The organism is uncultured Hymenobacter sp. (genome assembly GCF_964243305.1).
Lineage (GTDB): Bacteria > Bacteroidota > Bacteroidia > Cytophagales > Hymenobacteraceae > Hymenobacter.
This window is the reverse complement of the sequence record NZ_CAXTEF010000020.1, coordinates 1-14382: the sequence shown is the minus strand read 5'-3', so window position 1 is coordinate 14382 and position 14382 is coordinate 1. Positions and strand designations below refer to the sequence as shown.

Here is a 14382-nt window from a genome sequence, read left to right as displayed (position 1 = left end):
TAAACCAACCGCACTTCCTACCCCCCCTCCCCGCCGGAGAGGGGGGTAGGAGGCACCGTTCTGCCGGCTGCCGCTCTTGCCCTTACTTTTCCTCCATGAATTTCTTTCTCGCCGCTCACCGTCCCTCGCGCTCCGACCTGCTGCTGGTGGCCGCCTACTGGCTGGTGGCCTCACTGGTCATTTTTCCGACGTATGTGCTGAAAGTGAGCGTGGCCCGCGCCCTGGCCGCCATGACGTACAATGTGGCGCTCGACACGGCGGCGGTTGGCTTTATCGTGTTCTACTTTCTGCCCAGGGTGCTGGAGCCCCGCACCCGCTGGGCCGGCCTGCTGCTGATTCCGCTGTTTGTGCTGCTGAGCGGTGGGCTCTACAACGTTGGCTACGGCCTCATTCTGCAACAACCCAGCGCCTGGACGCCGCTAAATCTGATTAGCGGCGTTATTCGACACGGGCAGAGCTACGGGGTGCTGGGTATTATGCTGGTGGGCAAGAACTACTTCGAGGCCCAGCGCCGCATTCTGCTGTTGCAAAAAGCCCAGGCCGAGAGTGAGTTGCGCAATCTCAAGGCGCAGGTCGACCCGCATTTTCTCTTCAATAACCTGCACGTGCTGCACGTGCTCATCGGCCAGGATGCGGAAGTGGCCGCCCACTACCTCAACTGCTTCGCCGGCCTCTACCGCTACCTCATCCGCCACCGCGACGCCGACTTCGTGCCCCTGGCCGATGAGCTGCGCTTCCTCGATGAATACATGTATCTGCTGCGCCACCGCTTCGGGGCCGCCTACGCCTTCCAGACGAATCTGGCTTCCGGCCTCGACCCCACGCAACTCTACGCCGTGCCCGGCACGCTCCAGATTCTGCTCGAAAACGCTATCAAGCACAACCGTGGCGACGAGGACGCCCCGCTGCTCATCACCCTCGATGTGCAACCCACCGGCCTGGAAGTGCGCAACCCGCGCCGCCCCAAGCGCCACGCCACGGGCGAGCCCGGCGGCACCGGCCTGCTGAACCTGCGGGAGCGCTACCGCCTGCTGGCCGGCCAGCCGGTGCGGGTGCAAGCCACGGAAGCGGAGTTCACGGTGACCGTGCCGCTGCTGCGCCAAACGCCGCGCCGGTAAGCAGTTAAAAGGGAAGAAGACGCTCATGCTGAGCAAAGCGAAGCATCTCTACCGCAGTACTAACTTAATCGTAAGGTCCCACTGATTACTACGCAGTGGAGATGCTTCGCTTTGCTCAGCATGAGCGTCTTCTTCCCTTTTAACTTTTAACTGAAAAATGCGCCTGCTTATCCTCGAAGACGAAGCGCCCACGGCCGCTCAAATCCGGCAGTTTGCGGCCCGCTACGGGCTGCCGGCCGACGACGTGCACGAGGTGCGCAGCGTGGCCAAGGCCCTGACCTGGTTTCAGGAGCACGAGATGCCGGCGCTCATCTTCTCCGATATCGAGCTGCTCGACGGCAACGTGTTCAGCCTCTACGAGCAGGTGCCGGTGAGCTGCCCCGTCATCTTCATCACCGCCTACGACCAGTTTTTGCTGCCCGCTTTTCAAACCCACGGCATCGCCTACCTGCTCAAGCCCTTCGACTACAGTCAGTTTGCCGCTGCGCTGGCCAAGTACGAAAGCCTGAAAGCCAGCTTCGCGCCGCCTACCCCCCTTGCCGCGCCGCCCGTGTTCGCGGCCAGCCTGCTCCCCGCTGACGCCGTCCCGGCCCTGTCGGCCGCCGTGCTGGCGCAGCTCAGCGCGGCCCTGCGCCGGCCGGCCACCGCCTACAAGCAGCGCCTGCCCGTGCGCCAGCCCAACAATGGCTTCTACCTGCTGCCCACCGACGAGGTAGCCCTGCTGCAAGCCGAGGAGGGGCTGGTATTTGCCATCGACCGGCAGGGCGCGCGCCACCCGCTCACCGGCACGCTCGGCGAGTGGGAGCAGCAGCTCGACCCAGCCCAGTTCTTCCGCCTCAACCGCGGCGAGCTGCTCCACATCGGCGCCGTGCTCAAAGCAGAGCCCTACTTCAATGGCCGCCTCGCCGTAAGGCTGCGCCACGGCGCCACGCTCATCAGCAGCGCCGCCCAAACGCCCGCCTTCCGCCGCTGGCTCGAAGGCTGAGCGCCGGGCCGGCTGGCGGCCGGAAGCGCCCCAATAAGCTCCCTGATAAATCGCGCGGACCGGCTTTGGACGTGGTCAGTCATTCTCTTTTGGATTAGGCAATTACGTCCGCTGCAAGGCCGGGCTTGGAAGGCTGAGCCTTATGATTTGTTAAAGATTAAGTTGGATTTCATTGAACAAAAGCCAGCGCTGGCTCGTAAGATTAGTTAAGCAATCCTAATCTATTTGTCATTAGCGGGCGGCGGTTTTACTAGTTCACATGGTTGATTTACAACAAGATACTGAAGTCAGGGAGTATTTAGATTTCATAAATAAGAAAGAGTTTCCCTGCGTGGCCGCCAAAACGGCTCTGAACTGGAAGCAGCTTAGCTGCCTGGTCGTCGACCACTTGGCTTGTCCCAAGGACGATGCTGCCATTCTGGAGTTTCTCTACGATTTCGTGGATACCTACCGGCAGTCCGGCAAGCTCTACCACAGCGCGGCCATCATCTTTCGCGGCCCCGCGGCGCCCGACGAAGCGCAGTTTGAGGAGCTGTTCTGGCAACGGATGCAGTCCCTCTCCAATCTCGACGCCCGCCGCTACGGCTACGACCCACGCGTAGTGGCCGACCCTACGTCGCCGGAGTTCAGCTTCAGCCTCAAGGAGGAAGCGTTTTTCGTCATCGGCTTGCACCCTGGCAGCAGCCGGCCGGCCCGGCAATTTAAGTATCCGACGCTGGTGTTCAACGCCCACCAGCAGTTCGAGCAGATTCGTAATAACAACTCCTACAACAAGCTGCGCGACACCATCCGGGCCCGCGACGAAGCCTACTCCGGCTCGATAAACCCCATGCTGCGCAATTTTGGCGACTCCTCGGAAGCCTACCAGTATACTGGCAAGCTGCTCGACGATGCCTGGCAGTGCCCCTTCCTCAGCCAACATGCTTCCGCCCAACTCCCTACCCCCCGCCTCGCCGCCCAGCCCGCCCCCGGGCCGCCCAGGTTCATCCCAGCTAATTCCGCCGCGTAGCGGCACGGCCTTTTTGCTGCGCGCCGGCCAGCGCCTGAAAGTGACCGACCCGCAGGGCGAGCAGGTGTCGGATTTTGTGTGCTTCAATCAGCACGACACGGCCGAATATCTCTCCTCGGGCCGCACCATCGACTACGCCGAAACCATCTTCCTGACCGCCGGGCACCCGTTTTACTCTAACCGCAGCAACGTGATGTTTGAGCTGGTCGAGGACACTGTAGGCCGCCACGATTTCCTGCTCACGCCCTGCTCGGCCGATACGTTTCGCATCATCTACGGCCACGAGCACCCGCACCGCGGCTGCTTCGGCAACCTGAGCGAGGCGCTCGCGCCTTATGGCATCGGGCCCGACCAAATCCCGATTTGCTTCAACATCTTCATGCACGTAACCGTGGATGGCGAAACTGGTCGCGTGGGCGTGCTGCCACCCAAAAGCCGCGCCGGCGACTACGTGATTATCGAAGCCAAAATGGATTTGATAGTCGGCCTAACAGCCTGCTCAGCGGAGATGTCGAATAATTACTCGTTTAAGCCCATTCAGTTTGAAGTGCTGGATAAGATTTAACGCAAAATTTAAAAGAAGTTAAGCGCCAAGTTTCGCGAAGCCTAAGTAGCCTTTGCGAAACTTGGCGCTTAACTTCTTTTAAACTTTGCGTTAAACTAAATCAGGAGCTGCACGAGAACGTCGCGCAGCCCGGCTTCTCGCGGGCCCATTCCGGGCGCTTGGCGGCCAATTCCTCGTGCTCCGGCTGCTCCTCATAGGGCTTTTTCAGCACTTCCATCAGCCGGTTGAGCATGGTCAGGTCGCCGGTTTCGGCGGCCTCAATGGCTTGCTGAGCCAGGTAGTTGCGCAGCACATACTTGGGGTTGGCCGCTAGCATCCCGGCCTGAATGTCGGCGGCTGAACGGGTTTCCTGGCGCAGGCGCTGGGTGTAGCGGCCCAGCCAGGGCATGAGCTGCGCGGCGCCGGTGCCGGGCGCGGCGTAGCTGGCGGCATCGAGCAATTCCCAGAACCGCGCTTCCTCGTCAGTGGGCTCCGCCAGCAGGGCGGGCGCTAGGTGAGACAGGTGGCGGAAAAAGAGCGTCATATCCGCTTCGGCGGCAGTCAGCGCGTCGGGCAGTTCCTCGAGCAGGGCGCGGTCATCGTCATCGAGCTGCGGCAGGGCGCTCAGACCCAGCTTGCGCAGCAGCAGCTCGTGCTGGGTTTCGGCCAAAGTAGTGCGGTAGGTTTCCAGGGCGGCGTTCAGTTCCTCGACATCGGTTATTAGCGGCGAGAGGGCGCGCGCCAGCATGGCCAGGTTCCAGAGCGCGACGCCCGGCTGCTGCCCGTAAGCGTAGCGGCGACTCCCGAAGTCGGTGGTATTGGGCGTCCAGTCGCGGTCGTAGGGCTCCAACCAGCCGTAGGGGCCGTAGTCGATGGTGAGGCCCAGGATGGACATGTTGTCGGTGTTCATCACCCCGTGCACGAAGCCCACGGCCTGCCAGTGCGCCACCATCAGGGCCGTGCGCCGGCAGACTTCCCGAAACCAGGCGGCATAAGCGGCCGGGCCGGGTTCGCTCAGCTCGGCGTAGTGATGGCGGATTACGTAGTCGGCCAGCGCGCGCAGGTTGGTGATTTCGCCGGCGGCAGCCATCATCTGAAAGTTGCCGAAGCGCACGAACGTGGGCGCCACCCGCGCCACAATGGCGCCGGGCTCCAGCTGCGGGTTGCCGGAATAAAACATGTCGCGCACCACCTTATCGCCGGTGGCCACCAGGCTCAGCGCCCGCGTGGTGGGCACGCCCAGGTAGTGCATGGCCTCCGAGCACAGGAATTCGCGCAGCGAGGAGCGCAACACGGCCCGGCCATCGGCGCGGCGCGAGTAGGGGGTAGGGCCGGCGCCCTTGAGCTGAATTTCCCAGCTCGTACCGTCCACGGCCGTCAGCTCGCCCAGGGCAATGGCGCGCCCGTCGCCGAGCTGCCCAGCCCAGGAGCCAAACTGGTGCCCGCCGTAGCGCGCCGCGAAGGGCTTCATGCTGTCGGTAACCAGATTGCCCGCCAGCGCTTCCACGGCCGGGCCGCGCTCTGGCGGCCGGCGCAGGCCCAGGTAGGTGCCCAGCTCATCGGCCCAGGCCAGCAGGTGCGGGTCGGCTACGGGCGTGGGTTTCACGCGAGAATGAAGCACGCCCGGCACCTGCCGCGGCTGCTTGTTAAACGTTTTTTCGCCGGGCAGCTCGTCGACAAACGAGTTATGAAAAACGGCTTGCTCGAAAGCTATTTCTGATTGCAGGGTCTCGTTGGCCATAAGGAGGGTAGGGATATGGGCAAGCCGCTTTCGAATAGAAAGTGCGAAGCCCGCGATATGAGCGACAAAAAGTAGAAGTGAAGCTGCTATAACGCAGCTGCGGCGCGCATGATTCGCCGCCCTTAGCTAGTCCCGATAAGCTAACAGTAACCAGCCAGTAACGCGAAAATCCATTTCTGCGCCGCGCGCCGCGAGTTCTACCCCTGCTCAAACGAGCCAAGCCTGGCGCCCGGCGCGAAATCACAAAACGAAGTTTCGCGCTACGGTTCGGCCATTTTGCTGCTTTCTGCTTGTTGCAGGCGGGCCAGGGTTTGCGCAATCTCGGCAAACAGCGGGCGCTCCGGCAGCCGGCGGCTCCCGCACTGCTGCTGCAAGCTCGTCAGGGCGTCGAGGGTGGCCGCGTCCGTCTTGGCTGCGTCGCTGGGCGCCAGGCGGGCGAGCAGCTCTTCCAGCAGCAGGCCAAACGCCCGAACCTCCAGGCGCTGCAAGGCGGTGGCAGAGGCCGCATCATGGCTATCAAAAAAGCAGGCCGCTCCAAAATCACCCAGCAGGCTTTCGCCCGTGCTGGTGGTCAGGATGTTATGAGCGTATAAGTCGCCGTGCAGGATGCCGCGCTCGTGCAGGTGCGCGGCGGCGGCGGCGATGCCGTGGGCGATGCAGAGCGCCGCCGCCAGCGTGAACATGGTGCCGGGCGCGTACACGTCGCGGGTGCACGAGGCCAGGCTGGGCGGTCCGGCCAGGTTGCCAAACTCCGGGCTAATCAGCTCCAGCACCAGCCCCTCGGCGCCGGCCGGGTGCCCGCTGATTTGACCCTCGACCGCAATCAGCTGGGGGTGCTGGCCGGCGCTCAGGCAGGCGGCCATCTCGCTGCGGGGCAGCCCGTCGCTGGTCACGGCGCCCTTGAAGAGCTTGACGGCTACGGCTTTGAGGGATGCTGTGCTGCCAGCCGGCTGCCACTCGGCCCGGTAGATAACGCCGGAGGCACCGGCGCCCAGCTGCTGGTGCAGCGTCAGCGCCGACCAGGGAATTTGGGGCCGCTCGTTGCGGCGCAGCGCGGCGTCTTCGGCGGCGGCCGAAAACGGATTGCCGCCGTAGGCCAGCCAGGCCAGGCGCGGCATGGTCAGCAGCCAGGGGGGTAGGGAATCAAGGCGATTGGCGGCGATGCGCAGCAGCTCCAGATGTCGGCAATTGGCCAGCGTTTCGGGCAGGCTCGTGAGCTGGTTGCCGGCCAGCATGAGTTTCTGCAAGCTGGCGCACTCGCCCAGCTCGGCCGGCAAGGTTGCGAGTTGATTATCCGTTAGAATCAGCCAGCGCAGGCGCGGGGGCAGCGCGGCGGCCGGCAGCGTGCGGATTTGGTTGGCCTTGAAGCCTATCATCTCCAGCTCCGCGCACTGCCCCAGCACGGCCGGTAGCTCCGTGAACTGATTATCCGAGCAAAACAGCACCCGCAACTTGCCGAGCCGGGGCAAATGGGGGGGTAGGGACGTGAGAGCGTTGCCCGACAGGTTCAGGATTTCGAGCGAGTCGGCCAGGCTAAAGATTGCGGGCGGAAACTCGGTCAGGCTCTCCGCCAGGTCGAGGCGCGTGAGGCCGGCCAGCTCGCCGGCGCGGAGTTGGGCAAGGGTGTGCAAGGAGGAAGAAGGAGGTATTAGCCAGCTAGCAAGGCGCTGACTTCTTGTTTGAGAAGCGGCAGATGGCGAATGATGATGCTCCATATCATCTCGTCCGACACCGTATCGTAGCCGTGAATAATACGGTTGCGGGTGGTGACTATCTGCCGGGCGTTGGCGAGCGAAAAAGTAGGGTCAATTCTCAGAATGCGCCCTACGGCCTCGCCGATGATTTCAAGATTGCGCTCGGTGGCGCGGCGCGTGCGCACATCCCGCCGATACAGCTCAAAAAGCATCGGCTGCCCGGCAAAGAAGCTTTCGATTTCCAGGATGGCCTGTTGCACATCGTGCAAACAGACCCGAATATCATGCTGCGGCATAAAGCAGTTGTTGAGTGCGCTCAATCTCGGCTCGCAAATATGGGTTGCGCAGCGCCTGGATTTCAAGCAAATCAACGGTTCGGTGGACTAATCCTTCGAGGGCTTCTTTGAGGGATAGATAATTGCCGGCGTAGTGCTCAATGGGCATCGGATCAAATTCGGCCACTAGGTCCACGTCGCTTTCCGCCCCGAAAGCCGGGGTTAGCACAGAGCCGAACGCTATCAGCCGCCGAACCCGGTGTTGCCGGCACAGGCTGGCAAGGGCCGTTGAGGAGAGAGAAAGACGGTTTAAAAGCGCGGACATGAGGCCGGATAATGGGCAGTGGCTTGCCAAAGGTACTACCGGCCTGAAAGGCAGCTTACTGGGTACTATTTACCCAACCGCTGCACTACCCGGCAACTGGCAGGAGCCAGCAAATTTCCTACCCCACCAACTGCCCAAAAAGCCGCGCCAGCGTGGCCGCCGCATCCTGGCACAGGCCCGGATGCACGGCCGAGGTTTGCAGCACCGTGCTGCGCGTGGCCGTGAGCCAGCGAAACCGCTCGGCCGCGCCGAGCTGCCCAATCGGGCCGCCCTCGCGGCGGCCCTGACAGATTTTCTCGAACGCCCGCAGCCGCGCGGCCAGCTCAGCCAGGTTTAAATCGGCCCCGCCGAAAGCCTGCAAGCGGGCTTCGGGCACGGCAAACCGGCACTGCAAAAAGCCCTGGGCGCGGCACAGCACCACCACGCCCACGTTGAGAAATTCCTCGCGCTCGACCCGCGGCACGACCCGCAGCACAGCGTACTCAAACAAGTCCTGGGCGGGCGGCATCGGCTTCCTGAACAAAGAGGTGAGAATCAGCGAGACGCGACGTCAGAAAGCGCCCGTAATCGGCGCGCTGCGCGGCCGGCGGCCGGCCGGGCTCGGTCAGCCAGGCATCGGGTACCAGGGCCACGATGCCCTCGATAAGGTCGGGGGTGAGGCGGGCGTGGCCTTCCGCGTCGGCAGCGGCCAGGGCCGTGGCCTGGGGCAGCAGCACGTGGTCTTTCACCTGCAAAAAGCGGCGCTGGCCGCCGGGTCGCTCGGCCCAGTCGGGGGCGGTGTGGTGCACGTAGAGGGCAGCGCCGTGGTCAATCAGCCACAGCTCCTGGTGCCAGAAGAGCAGGTTGGTGTTGCGGGCGGTGCGGTCCACGTTGAGCGTGAGCGCATCGAGCCAGACGATGCGTGAGGCCTCCTCGGGGCTGATAGTGGTCACGAGCGGGTCGAACGTACTAGCGCCGCTCAGGTAGTGCAGGGCCAGGTTCAGGCCGGTGCTGGCTTGCAAAAGGTCCTGAATTTCCTCGTCGGGCTCGGTGCGGCCGAAGGCTTCGCTCAGCTCCATAAACACCAGCTCCGGCACCCGCAAACCCAGCGCCCGCGCCAGCTCGCCCACAATCAGCTCGGCAATCAGCGCCTTGGGGCCCTGGCCCGCGCCGCGGAACTTGAGCACGTAGAGAAACCCATCGTCGGCCTCGACCAGTGCCGGCAGCGAGCCGCCCTCGCGCAGGGGCGCGACGTAGCGCGTGACGTGAACGGTGCGCAGGGCTGGGGGCATTGGGTGAGGGGAGGGGGGTAGAGAATGGGGAAGGGCAAAGAACGTCATGCTGAGCAAAGCGCAGCCGAAGCATCTTGCGTGCGGCAATAATCAGGCTATCAGGCCGTCGTGTCGAGCTTGCGAGACATCTCGCGTGGGGAAGTAATCAGCGGTTAACAACGATTGGGTTAGTTACCTGAGCAAGATGCTTCGCAGGCTCAGCATGACGGGCGGGAGAGACGGCGCAGCCTGCCGTTCTTTGCCGCCGCATTCCCTACCCTCTCTTTCCCGCCAACTCTCCCCAAAATGCCCCGCACCGAACACGACTTCCTCGGCGAGCGCACCCTGCCCGACGACGCCTACTACGGCATCCAGACCCTGCGGGCGCTGGAAAACTTTAACATCACGGGCATCCCGATCAAGTCGGAGCCGCTGTTCGTGCAGGCGCTGGCCTACGTGAAAAAAGCCGCCGCCCAGGCCAACCGCGACCTCGGCGTGCTCGACGCTGGCATCGCCGATGCCATCATCCAGGCCTGTGACAAAGTCATTGCCGGCGAGCTGGACGAGCAGTTTCAGACCGACATGATTCAGGGCGGGGCGGGCACGTCGGTGAACATGAACGCCAACGAGGTCATTGCCAACGTGGCCCTGGAGCTGCTGGGCCGGCCCAAGGGCGACTACGACTTCTGCCACCCCAACAACCATGTCAACTGCTCGCAGTCAACCAACGACGCCTACCCCACGGCCTTTCGCATCGCCCTGAATAACAAGCTCGTCGGCTACAGCCAGGCGCTGGGCGCGCTGGCCGAAGCCTTCGCCGCCAAGGGCGCCGAGTTCAAGGACGTGCTCAAGATGGGCCGCACCCAGCTCCAGGACGCCGTGCCGATGAGCATGGGCGACGAGTTTCGGGCCTTCGCCACGAACCTGCGCGAGGAGCTGCTGCGCATCGAAGACAGCCGCAGTTTGATTTCGGAAATCAACATGGGTGCCACGGCCATCGGCACGGGCGTGAACACGCCGCCCGGCTACGCCGCGCTGGTCACCAACTACCTGGCCAAGCTCACCGGCCTGCCGCTGGTCCTGGCCGGCGACCTGATTGAGGCCACCTACGATACCGGCGCCTACGTGCAGCTCTCGGGCGTGCTCAAGCGCACGGCCGTCAAGCTGAGCAAGATTTGCAACGACTTGCGGCTGCTCTCCTCGGGCCCGCGTTGCGGCATTAATGAGATTAATCTGCCCGCCTTGCAGCCCGGCTCCAGCATCATGCCCGGCAAAGTCAACCCCGTGGTGCCGGAAGTCGTCAACCAGACCGCATTCTACGTCATCGGCCCCGACCTCACCGTGACGATGGCCGCCGAGGCCGGCCAGCTGCAATTGAATGTGATGGAGCCCGTGATTTCCTTTGCCCTGTTCACCTCCATTTCCTATCTCACCCGCGCCTGCGACACGCTGCGCGAGAAGTGCGTGGTCGGCATCACGGCCAACAAGGAGCACGCCGAGCGGCTCGTGCGCAATAGCATCGGCATCGTCACGCAGCTTAATCCGGTGCTGGGCTACGAGGTGGCGGCCAGCGTGGCCAAGGAGGCGCTGGCCACCGGCCTTTCCGTGCACGACATCGCCGTCACGAACCGCCGTTTGCTGACGCAGGCCAAGTGGGACGAGATTTTCACGTTCGAGAACCTGATTCGGCCGGGCTTCATCCAGTAGGAGGGGGGTAGGGAGGAGGGGGTAGGGATTTTCACCCCAAACCGCGGGCAGATGAGGTGAGCAGTGCCGAAAACGCGCCCCGGCCAGAAGTTTTGGAACCTTGCTGGCAGATGACCGCCGGCCCTACCCCCCCCTCCTTTTTTCGGAAGCTCCGGGCCGGTATCTAAAACAACTAACCAGCTATTCTCTTTCTATCACTTCTTATCACCTTCACTTTCACTGCTAGCCGGCCTCGCGGCCCAAAACCAATTCCCATGAACATTCTGCACGTAGTTTCCAGTCCGCGCAAAGAGTCATACAGCCACCGGCTGGGCAACGGCATCATCGAAAAGCTGCAAGCCGCCAACCCCGGCAGCACGGTGCAGGTGCGCAACCTGGCCGAGCATCCCTTTCCGCACCTGGAAGAAGCTAACATCCAGTCGTTTCAGTCGCCGGCCGAAGGCCGCACGCCCGAGCAGCAGCAGGCCGCGCGCAACTCCGACGAAGTGATTGCCGAGGTGCAGGCGGCCGACACCATCATCATCGACGCGCCGTTTTACAACTTCAGCATTCCCTCGACCCTGAAGGCCTGGATTGACCACCTGGCGCGGGCCGGCGTCACGTTTCGCTACACCGCCGCCGGCCCCGAAGGCTTGGTGACGGGCAAGAAAGTGTACGTGGCCCTGGCCAGCGGCGGCGTCTATTCGTCGGGCCCGGCGGCGGGCTACGACTTCGCGGCCCCGTACCTGAAAGCCGTGCTCGGCTTCCTGGGCATGACCGACGTGACCGTGGCGCGCGCCGAGGGCCTGGCTGTGCCCGAGCTGCAGCCGACGGCCCTGCAAAAGGGTCTCGATAGCGTCAGCGTCTAAGCGTTTTTCGGCCACCGCGCCCGCTGTCGGGCCGGTCAATTTCCCTTCCAAGCCATCACAGGCGGCCCCCGCGGGAGCCGTTTGTGGTGGCTTCCGCGTTGGCCCTACCCCCCCTCCCCACGCCCGAACGCTACCCCGCATGGCGCGCAAAATCATTCACCTCGACATGGACGCCTTTTACGCGTCGGTGGAGCAGCGCGACGACCCAGCCCTGCGCGGACGGCCCGTGGCGGTGGGCAGCGCCGGCCCGCGCGGCGTGGTGGCGGCGGCGAGCTATGAGGCGCGGGAGTTCGGGGTGCGCTCGGCGATGGCCTCGGCCACGGCGCGGCGCCGCTGCCCGGAGCTGGTGTTCGTGCCGCCGCGCTTCGCGGTGTACAAGGAAGTTTCCGGGCAGATTCGGGCGATTTTCCGGCAGTACACGCCGCTGGTGGAGCCGCTCTCGCTGGATGAGGCGTATTTGGATGTAACGGAGAATCTTAAGCAGATTGATTCGGCCACGCGCATCGCGCGCGAAATCCGGGCGCAGATTTTAGAGCAAACCCAGCTCACGGCCTCGGCGGGCGTCTCTTATAATAAGTTTCTGGCCAAGCTGGCCTCGGACCTGCGCAAGCCCAACGGGCAGTTCGTGATTCGACCCGAAGAAGGCCTGGCCTTTGTGGAAAAGCTGACCGTAGGCCAGTTTCACGGCATCGGCCCGGCCACGGCCCGGCGAATGAATGCGCTGGGCATCTTCACCGGCCTGGATTTGCGCGAGCAAAGTGAGGCATTTTTGCTCCAACACTTCGGCAAAGTGGGCCGCCACTACTTCGCCATTGCCCGCGCCGACGACCAGCGCCCCGTGCGGCCCGACCGGGTGCGCAAGTCCATCGGCTCGGAAACCACCTTCCCCGAAAACCTGACCGCGCTGCCCGACCTGCTGGCCGCCCTCGCGCCCTGCCTCGACGACGTGTGGCAATATTGCGAGCGCACCGGCGCCCGCGGCCGGACATTGACCCTGAAAGTGAAATACGCCGACTTCCAGCAAATCACCCGCAGCCGCAGCGTCGGTGCTCCGCTGGCTGGTTTGGCCGCCTTGGCGCAGCTCAGCCGGGAGCTGTTGGAAGCCTTGCTGCCGGTGCCGCAGGGCGTGCGGCTGCTGGGCGTGTCGCTGTCGGCGTTGAGCACGGGGGAGGGGGTAGGGAATATGGGGATAGGGCAGCAGTTGCGGCTGGGATTGTAAGTAGCGTGGACGATGTAGCGTGGACGATGTAGCGTGGACTCTGCGAGTCCGCGCGGGAATGATACCCGCACGATACCCGAACGACACCCGAACAACCGTTGGACTACCCACGCGCGGACTCACAGAGTCCACGCTACTTCTGCGCTACTGCGCTACGGGAAGCGTGAAGAGGAAGCAACTACCATTTGGCGGCTGGCTCTCGACCCAGAGCTGGCCGCCGTGGGCGGTGATGAAGTCGTGCGAGATGCTCAGGCCCAGGCCGGAGCCGCCGCCGTAGCCCGCCTGCTTGGGCACATCGGCGAAGCGCTGAAAGACGCGCTTGTGGTACTGCGGCGCGATGCCGGGGCCCTGGTCCTGCACGGCCAGGCGAACCATCTCGCCCCAGGGCAGGGCGCGCAGGCACAATTTGCCGCCGGGCGGCGAGTAGCGGATGGCGTTGGAGAGCAGGTTGATGAGCACCCAGGTGGTTTTTTCCAGGTCGGCCTGCACGGCGGGCAGCTCCGGCGGCAGGTTTAGCTCTACCTGAAGCTGCTTGTCGGTAAGCTGGGGCTGCACCGTATCGAGGGCGTAGCCGACAACTTCGGCCAGCTTGACGGGTTGCAGGCGCAATTCGGGCCGGCCGCCGGCGTCGAGGCGGGCGACTTCGATGAGCTGGCCGACCATGCGCAGCAGGCGCTGGGTTTCCTCGCCAATGCCGGCGGCCAGGCGCTGGCGCTCGTCGGCGGGCGTGCGCTCGTCGCGCAGCAGCATCAAACTCAGGTTGATGCTGGCCAGGGGCGTTTTCAGCTCGTGCGAAATAGTGGCCAGGAACGTGGACTTGAGCTGGTCGAGGCGCTTGAAGTCGGACACGTTGCGCAAACACAGAATATGGCCGGCCGACTCCTGCCGGGCGGTGTCCTCGTTCAGGCTCAGAATGTGGCTCACGGTGAGCTGAAAATGCCGCTCGCCGCCGTGGCTGGGCACCGCGAACAACGGCCCTTGCAGCGTGGCCGTGCTGGGGTGCGGCGTATTCACAGGAACTAGAAATTGGCGCAGCAGCTCGTTGCGCGCGGCTACGTTGGCGGCGGGCTGGCCCAGGAGCTTGTCAGCGTCTTCACCTAATAATTGGCAGGCCACGGGATTAGCGAGCAGAATAAAGCCCTGCTGGTCAATCAAGAGCAAGCCTTCATCGAGGCTCTGGACCAGCGTTTCCATGCGGTCGCGCTGCACGATGAGTTCGGCCAGCGTGACGCGGCGGGCATCCTGCGCTTGCGCCAGCACCTGGTTCACGGCAGCGGCCACCGAGCCGACCTCATCATCGCGCGTCACGGCCACGCGCGTGGCCGGCCCGGGACCCGCGACCCGCGCCACATCGGCCGAGAGCCGCCGCAAGGGCCGCACCACGATGCGCGGCAGCCGCACGGCCAGTATCAGGCCCAGCACCGTGCCCAGGCTCACAAAAGCCAGCACCGTTTGCCGCGCCGCCTGGAAATCGGCCGCCTCGATGCCGTGGGCACCGGCTTGCAGGTACTCGATGGCGAAAAAGGCATAGGTGCCCAGGCCGAGCAAGAGCAGCAGCAGGGCCAGGATGCTGAGGCGGATTTTGAGTTTCAGGGACATGGTGCAAGTTGTCGCCCGGCCCCGGCAACCCCACCCCTAGCCCCTCCCCGATGGGGAGGGGGACTAGT

Annotated in this window: 14 protein-coding genes; 7 read left to right on the top strand and 7 right to left on the bottom strand. The window is 63.9% G+C overall.

The window, feature by feature from the left end; all coding sequences use genetic code 11:
• Positions 1-95: 95 nt before the first annotated feature.
• From ACFE70_RS12380 to ACFE70_RS12365, 4 genes are all read left to right on the top strand, one after another.
• Positions 96-1118 carry a sensor histidine kinase gene (locus ACFE70_RS12380; protein WP_375418063.1) on the top strand — a complete coding sequence of 341 codons (1023 nt, stop codon included), beginning with the start codon at positions 96-98 and terminating at the stop codon, positions 1116-1118.
• A gap of 157 nt (positions 1119-1275) precedes the next feature.
• Positions 1276-2103, top strand: a complete 828-nt coding sequence (locus tag ACFE70_RS12375; protein WP_375418062.1) for a LytR/AlgR family response regulator transcription factor — start codon at positions 1276-1278, stop codon at positions 2101-2103.
• A 259-nt stretch (positions 2104-2362) separates the two neighbouring features.
• Positions 2363-3112, top strand: a complete 750-nt coding sequence (gene gntA / locus ACFE70_RS12370) for a guanitoxin biosynthesis heme-dependent pre-guanitoxin N-hydroxylase GntA (RefSeq protein ID WP_375418061.1) — start codon at positions 2363-2365, stop codon at positions 3110-3112.
• Positions 3024-3677 carry a DUF1989 domain-containing protein gene (locus ACFE70_RS12365; protein WP_375418060.1) on the top strand — a complete coding sequence of 218 codons (654 nt, stop codon included), beginning with the start codon at positions 3024-3026 and terminating at the stop codon, positions 3675-3677. Before gntA ends, ACFE70_RS12365 begins: the two co-directional genes overlap by 89 nt.
• A gap of 100 nt (positions 3678-3777) precedes the next feature.
• On the opposite strand, the gene ACFE70_RS12360 is transcribed toward ACFE70_RS12365, so the two are convergent.
• From ACFE70_RS12360 to ACFE70_RS12335, 6 genes are all read right to left on the bottom strand, one after another.
• Complete coding sequence (locus ACFE70_RS12360) at positions 3778-5397, bottom strand: YdiU family protein (protein ID WP_375418059.1); 1620 nt, start codon at positions 5395-5397, stop codon at positions 3778-3780.
• 260 nt (positions 5398-5657) lie between these two features.
• Positions 5658-7028 (bottom strand): leucine-rich repeat-containing protein kinase family protein, encoded by a 1371-nt coding sequence (locus ACFE70_RS12355; protein ID WP_375418058.1) that lies wholly within the window; start codon positions 7026-7028, stop codon positions 5658-5660.
• 17 nt (positions 7029-7045) lie between these two features.
• Positions 7046-7387 (bottom strand): DUF86 domain-containing protein, encoded by a 342-nt coding sequence (locus ACFE70_RS12350; RefSeq protein ID WP_375418057.1) that lies wholly within the window; start codon positions 7385-7387, stop codon positions 7046-7048.
• Positions 7374-7691, bottom strand: a complete 318-nt coding sequence (locus ACFE70_RS12345) for a nucleotidyltransferase family protein (protein ID WP_375418056.1) — start codon at positions 7689-7691, stop codon at positions 7374-7376. Before ACFE70_RS12345 ends, ACFE70_RS12350 begins: the two co-directional genes overlap by 14 nt.
• Positions 7692-7809: 118 nt before the next feature.
• Positions 7810-8199: a DUF3037 domain-containing protein gene (locus tag ACFE70_RS12340; protein ID WP_375418055.1), complete on the bottom strand. Its 390-nt coding sequence runs from the start codon at positions 8197-8199 to the stop codon at positions 7810-7812.
• Complete coding sequence (locus ACFE70_RS12335) at positions 8174-8962, bottom strand: HipA family kinase (RefSeq protein ID WP_375418054.1); 789 nt, start codon at positions 8960-8962, stop codon at positions 8174-8176. Before ACFE70_RS12335 ends, ACFE70_RS12340 begins: the two co-directional genes overlap by 26 nt.
• A 285-nt stretch (positions 8963-9247) precedes the next feature.
• Between ACFE70_RS12335 and aspA the strand changes: the two genes are divergently transcribed.
• From aspA to dinB, 3 genes are all read left to right on the top strand, one after another.
• Complete coding sequence (aspA, locus tag ACFE70_RS12330; protein ID WP_375418053.1) at positions 9248-10648, top strand: aspartate ammonia-lyase; 1401 nt, start codon at positions 9248-9250, stop codon at positions 10646-10648.
• A 254-nt stretch (positions 10649-10902) separates the two neighbouring features.
• Positions 10903-11496 (top strand): FMN-dependent NADH-azoreductase, encoded by a 594-nt coding sequence (locus ACFE70_RS12325; protein ID WP_375418052.1) that lies wholly within the window; start codon positions 10903-10905, stop codon positions 11494-11496.
• Between the two features lie 139 nt (positions 11497-11635).
• Positions 11636-12715, top strand: coding sequence for a DNA polymerase IV (dinB, locus tag ACFE70_RS12320; protein WP_375418051.1), 1080 nt, complete (start codon positions 11636-11638; stop codon positions 12713-12715).
• Between the two features lie 144 nt (positions 12716-12859).
• On the opposite strand, the gene ACFE70_RS12315 is transcribed toward dinB, so the two are convergent.
• Positions 12860-14314, bottom strand: coding sequence for an ATP-binding protein (locus ACFE70_RS12315; RefSeq protein WP_375418050.1), 1455 nt, complete (start codon positions 14312-14314; stop codon positions 12860-12862).
• Between the last annotated feature and the right edge of the window lie 68 nt (positions 14315-14382).

What these genes read in the sequence shown, in the direction of transcription:
- ACFE70_RS12380 (WP_375418063.1), top strand. Translation starts at nt 96, where the DNA reads ATGAATTTCTTTCTCGCCGCTCACCGTCCCTCGCGCTCCGACCTGCTG.
- ACFE70_RS12375 (WP_375418062.1), top strand. Translation starts at nt 1,276, where the DNA reads ATGCGCCTGCTTATCCTCGAAGACGAAGCGCCCACGGCCGCTCAAATC.
- gntA (WP_375418061.1), top strand. Translation starts at nt 2,363, where the DNA reads ATGGTTGATTTACAACAAGATACTGAAGTCAGGGAGTATTTAGATTTC.
- ACFE70_RS12365 (WP_375418060.1), top strand. Translation starts at nt 3,024, where the DNA reads ATGCTTCCGCCCAACTCCCTACCCCCCGCCTCGCCGCCCAGCCCGCCC.
- ACFE70_RS12360 (WP_375418059.1), bottom strand. Translation starts at nt 5,397, where the DNA reads ATGGCCAACGAGACCCTGCAATCAGAAATAGCTTTCGAGCAAGCCGTT.
- ACFE70_RS12350 (WP_375418057.1), bottom strand. Translation starts at nt 7,387, where the DNA reads ATGCCGCAGCATGATATTCGGGTCTGTTTGCACGATGTGCAACAGGCC.
- ACFE70_RS12345 (WP_375418056.1), bottom strand. Translation starts at nt 7,691, where the DNA reads ATGTCCGCGCTTTTAAACCGTCTTTCTCTCTCCTCAACGGCCCTTGCC.
- ACFE70_RS12340 (WP_375418055.1), bottom strand. Translation starts at nt 8,199, where the DNA reads ATGCCGCCCGCCCAGGACTTGTTTGAGTACGCTGTGCTGCGGGTCGTG.
- ACFE70_RS12335 (WP_375418054.1), bottom strand. Translation starts at nt 8,962, where the DNA reads ATGCCCCCAGCCCTGCGCACCGTTCACGTCACGCGCTACGTCGCGCCC.
- aspA (WP_375418053.1), top strand. Translation starts at nt 9,248, where the DNA reads ATGCCCCGCACCGAACACGACTTCCTCGGCGAGCGCACCCTGCCCGAC.
- ACFE70_RS12325 (WP_375418052.1), top strand. Translation starts at nt 10,903, where the DNA reads ATGAACATTCTGCACGTAGTTTCCAGTCCGCGCAAAGAGTCATACAGC.
- dinB (WP_375418051.1), top strand. Translation starts at nt 11,636, where the DNA reads ATGGCGCGCAAAATCATTCACCTCGACATGGACGCCTTTTACGCGTCG.
- ACFE70_RS12315 (WP_375418050.1), bottom strand. Translation starts at nt 14,314, where the DNA reads ATGTCCCTGAAACTCAAAATCCGCCTCAGCATCCTGGCCCTGCTGCTG.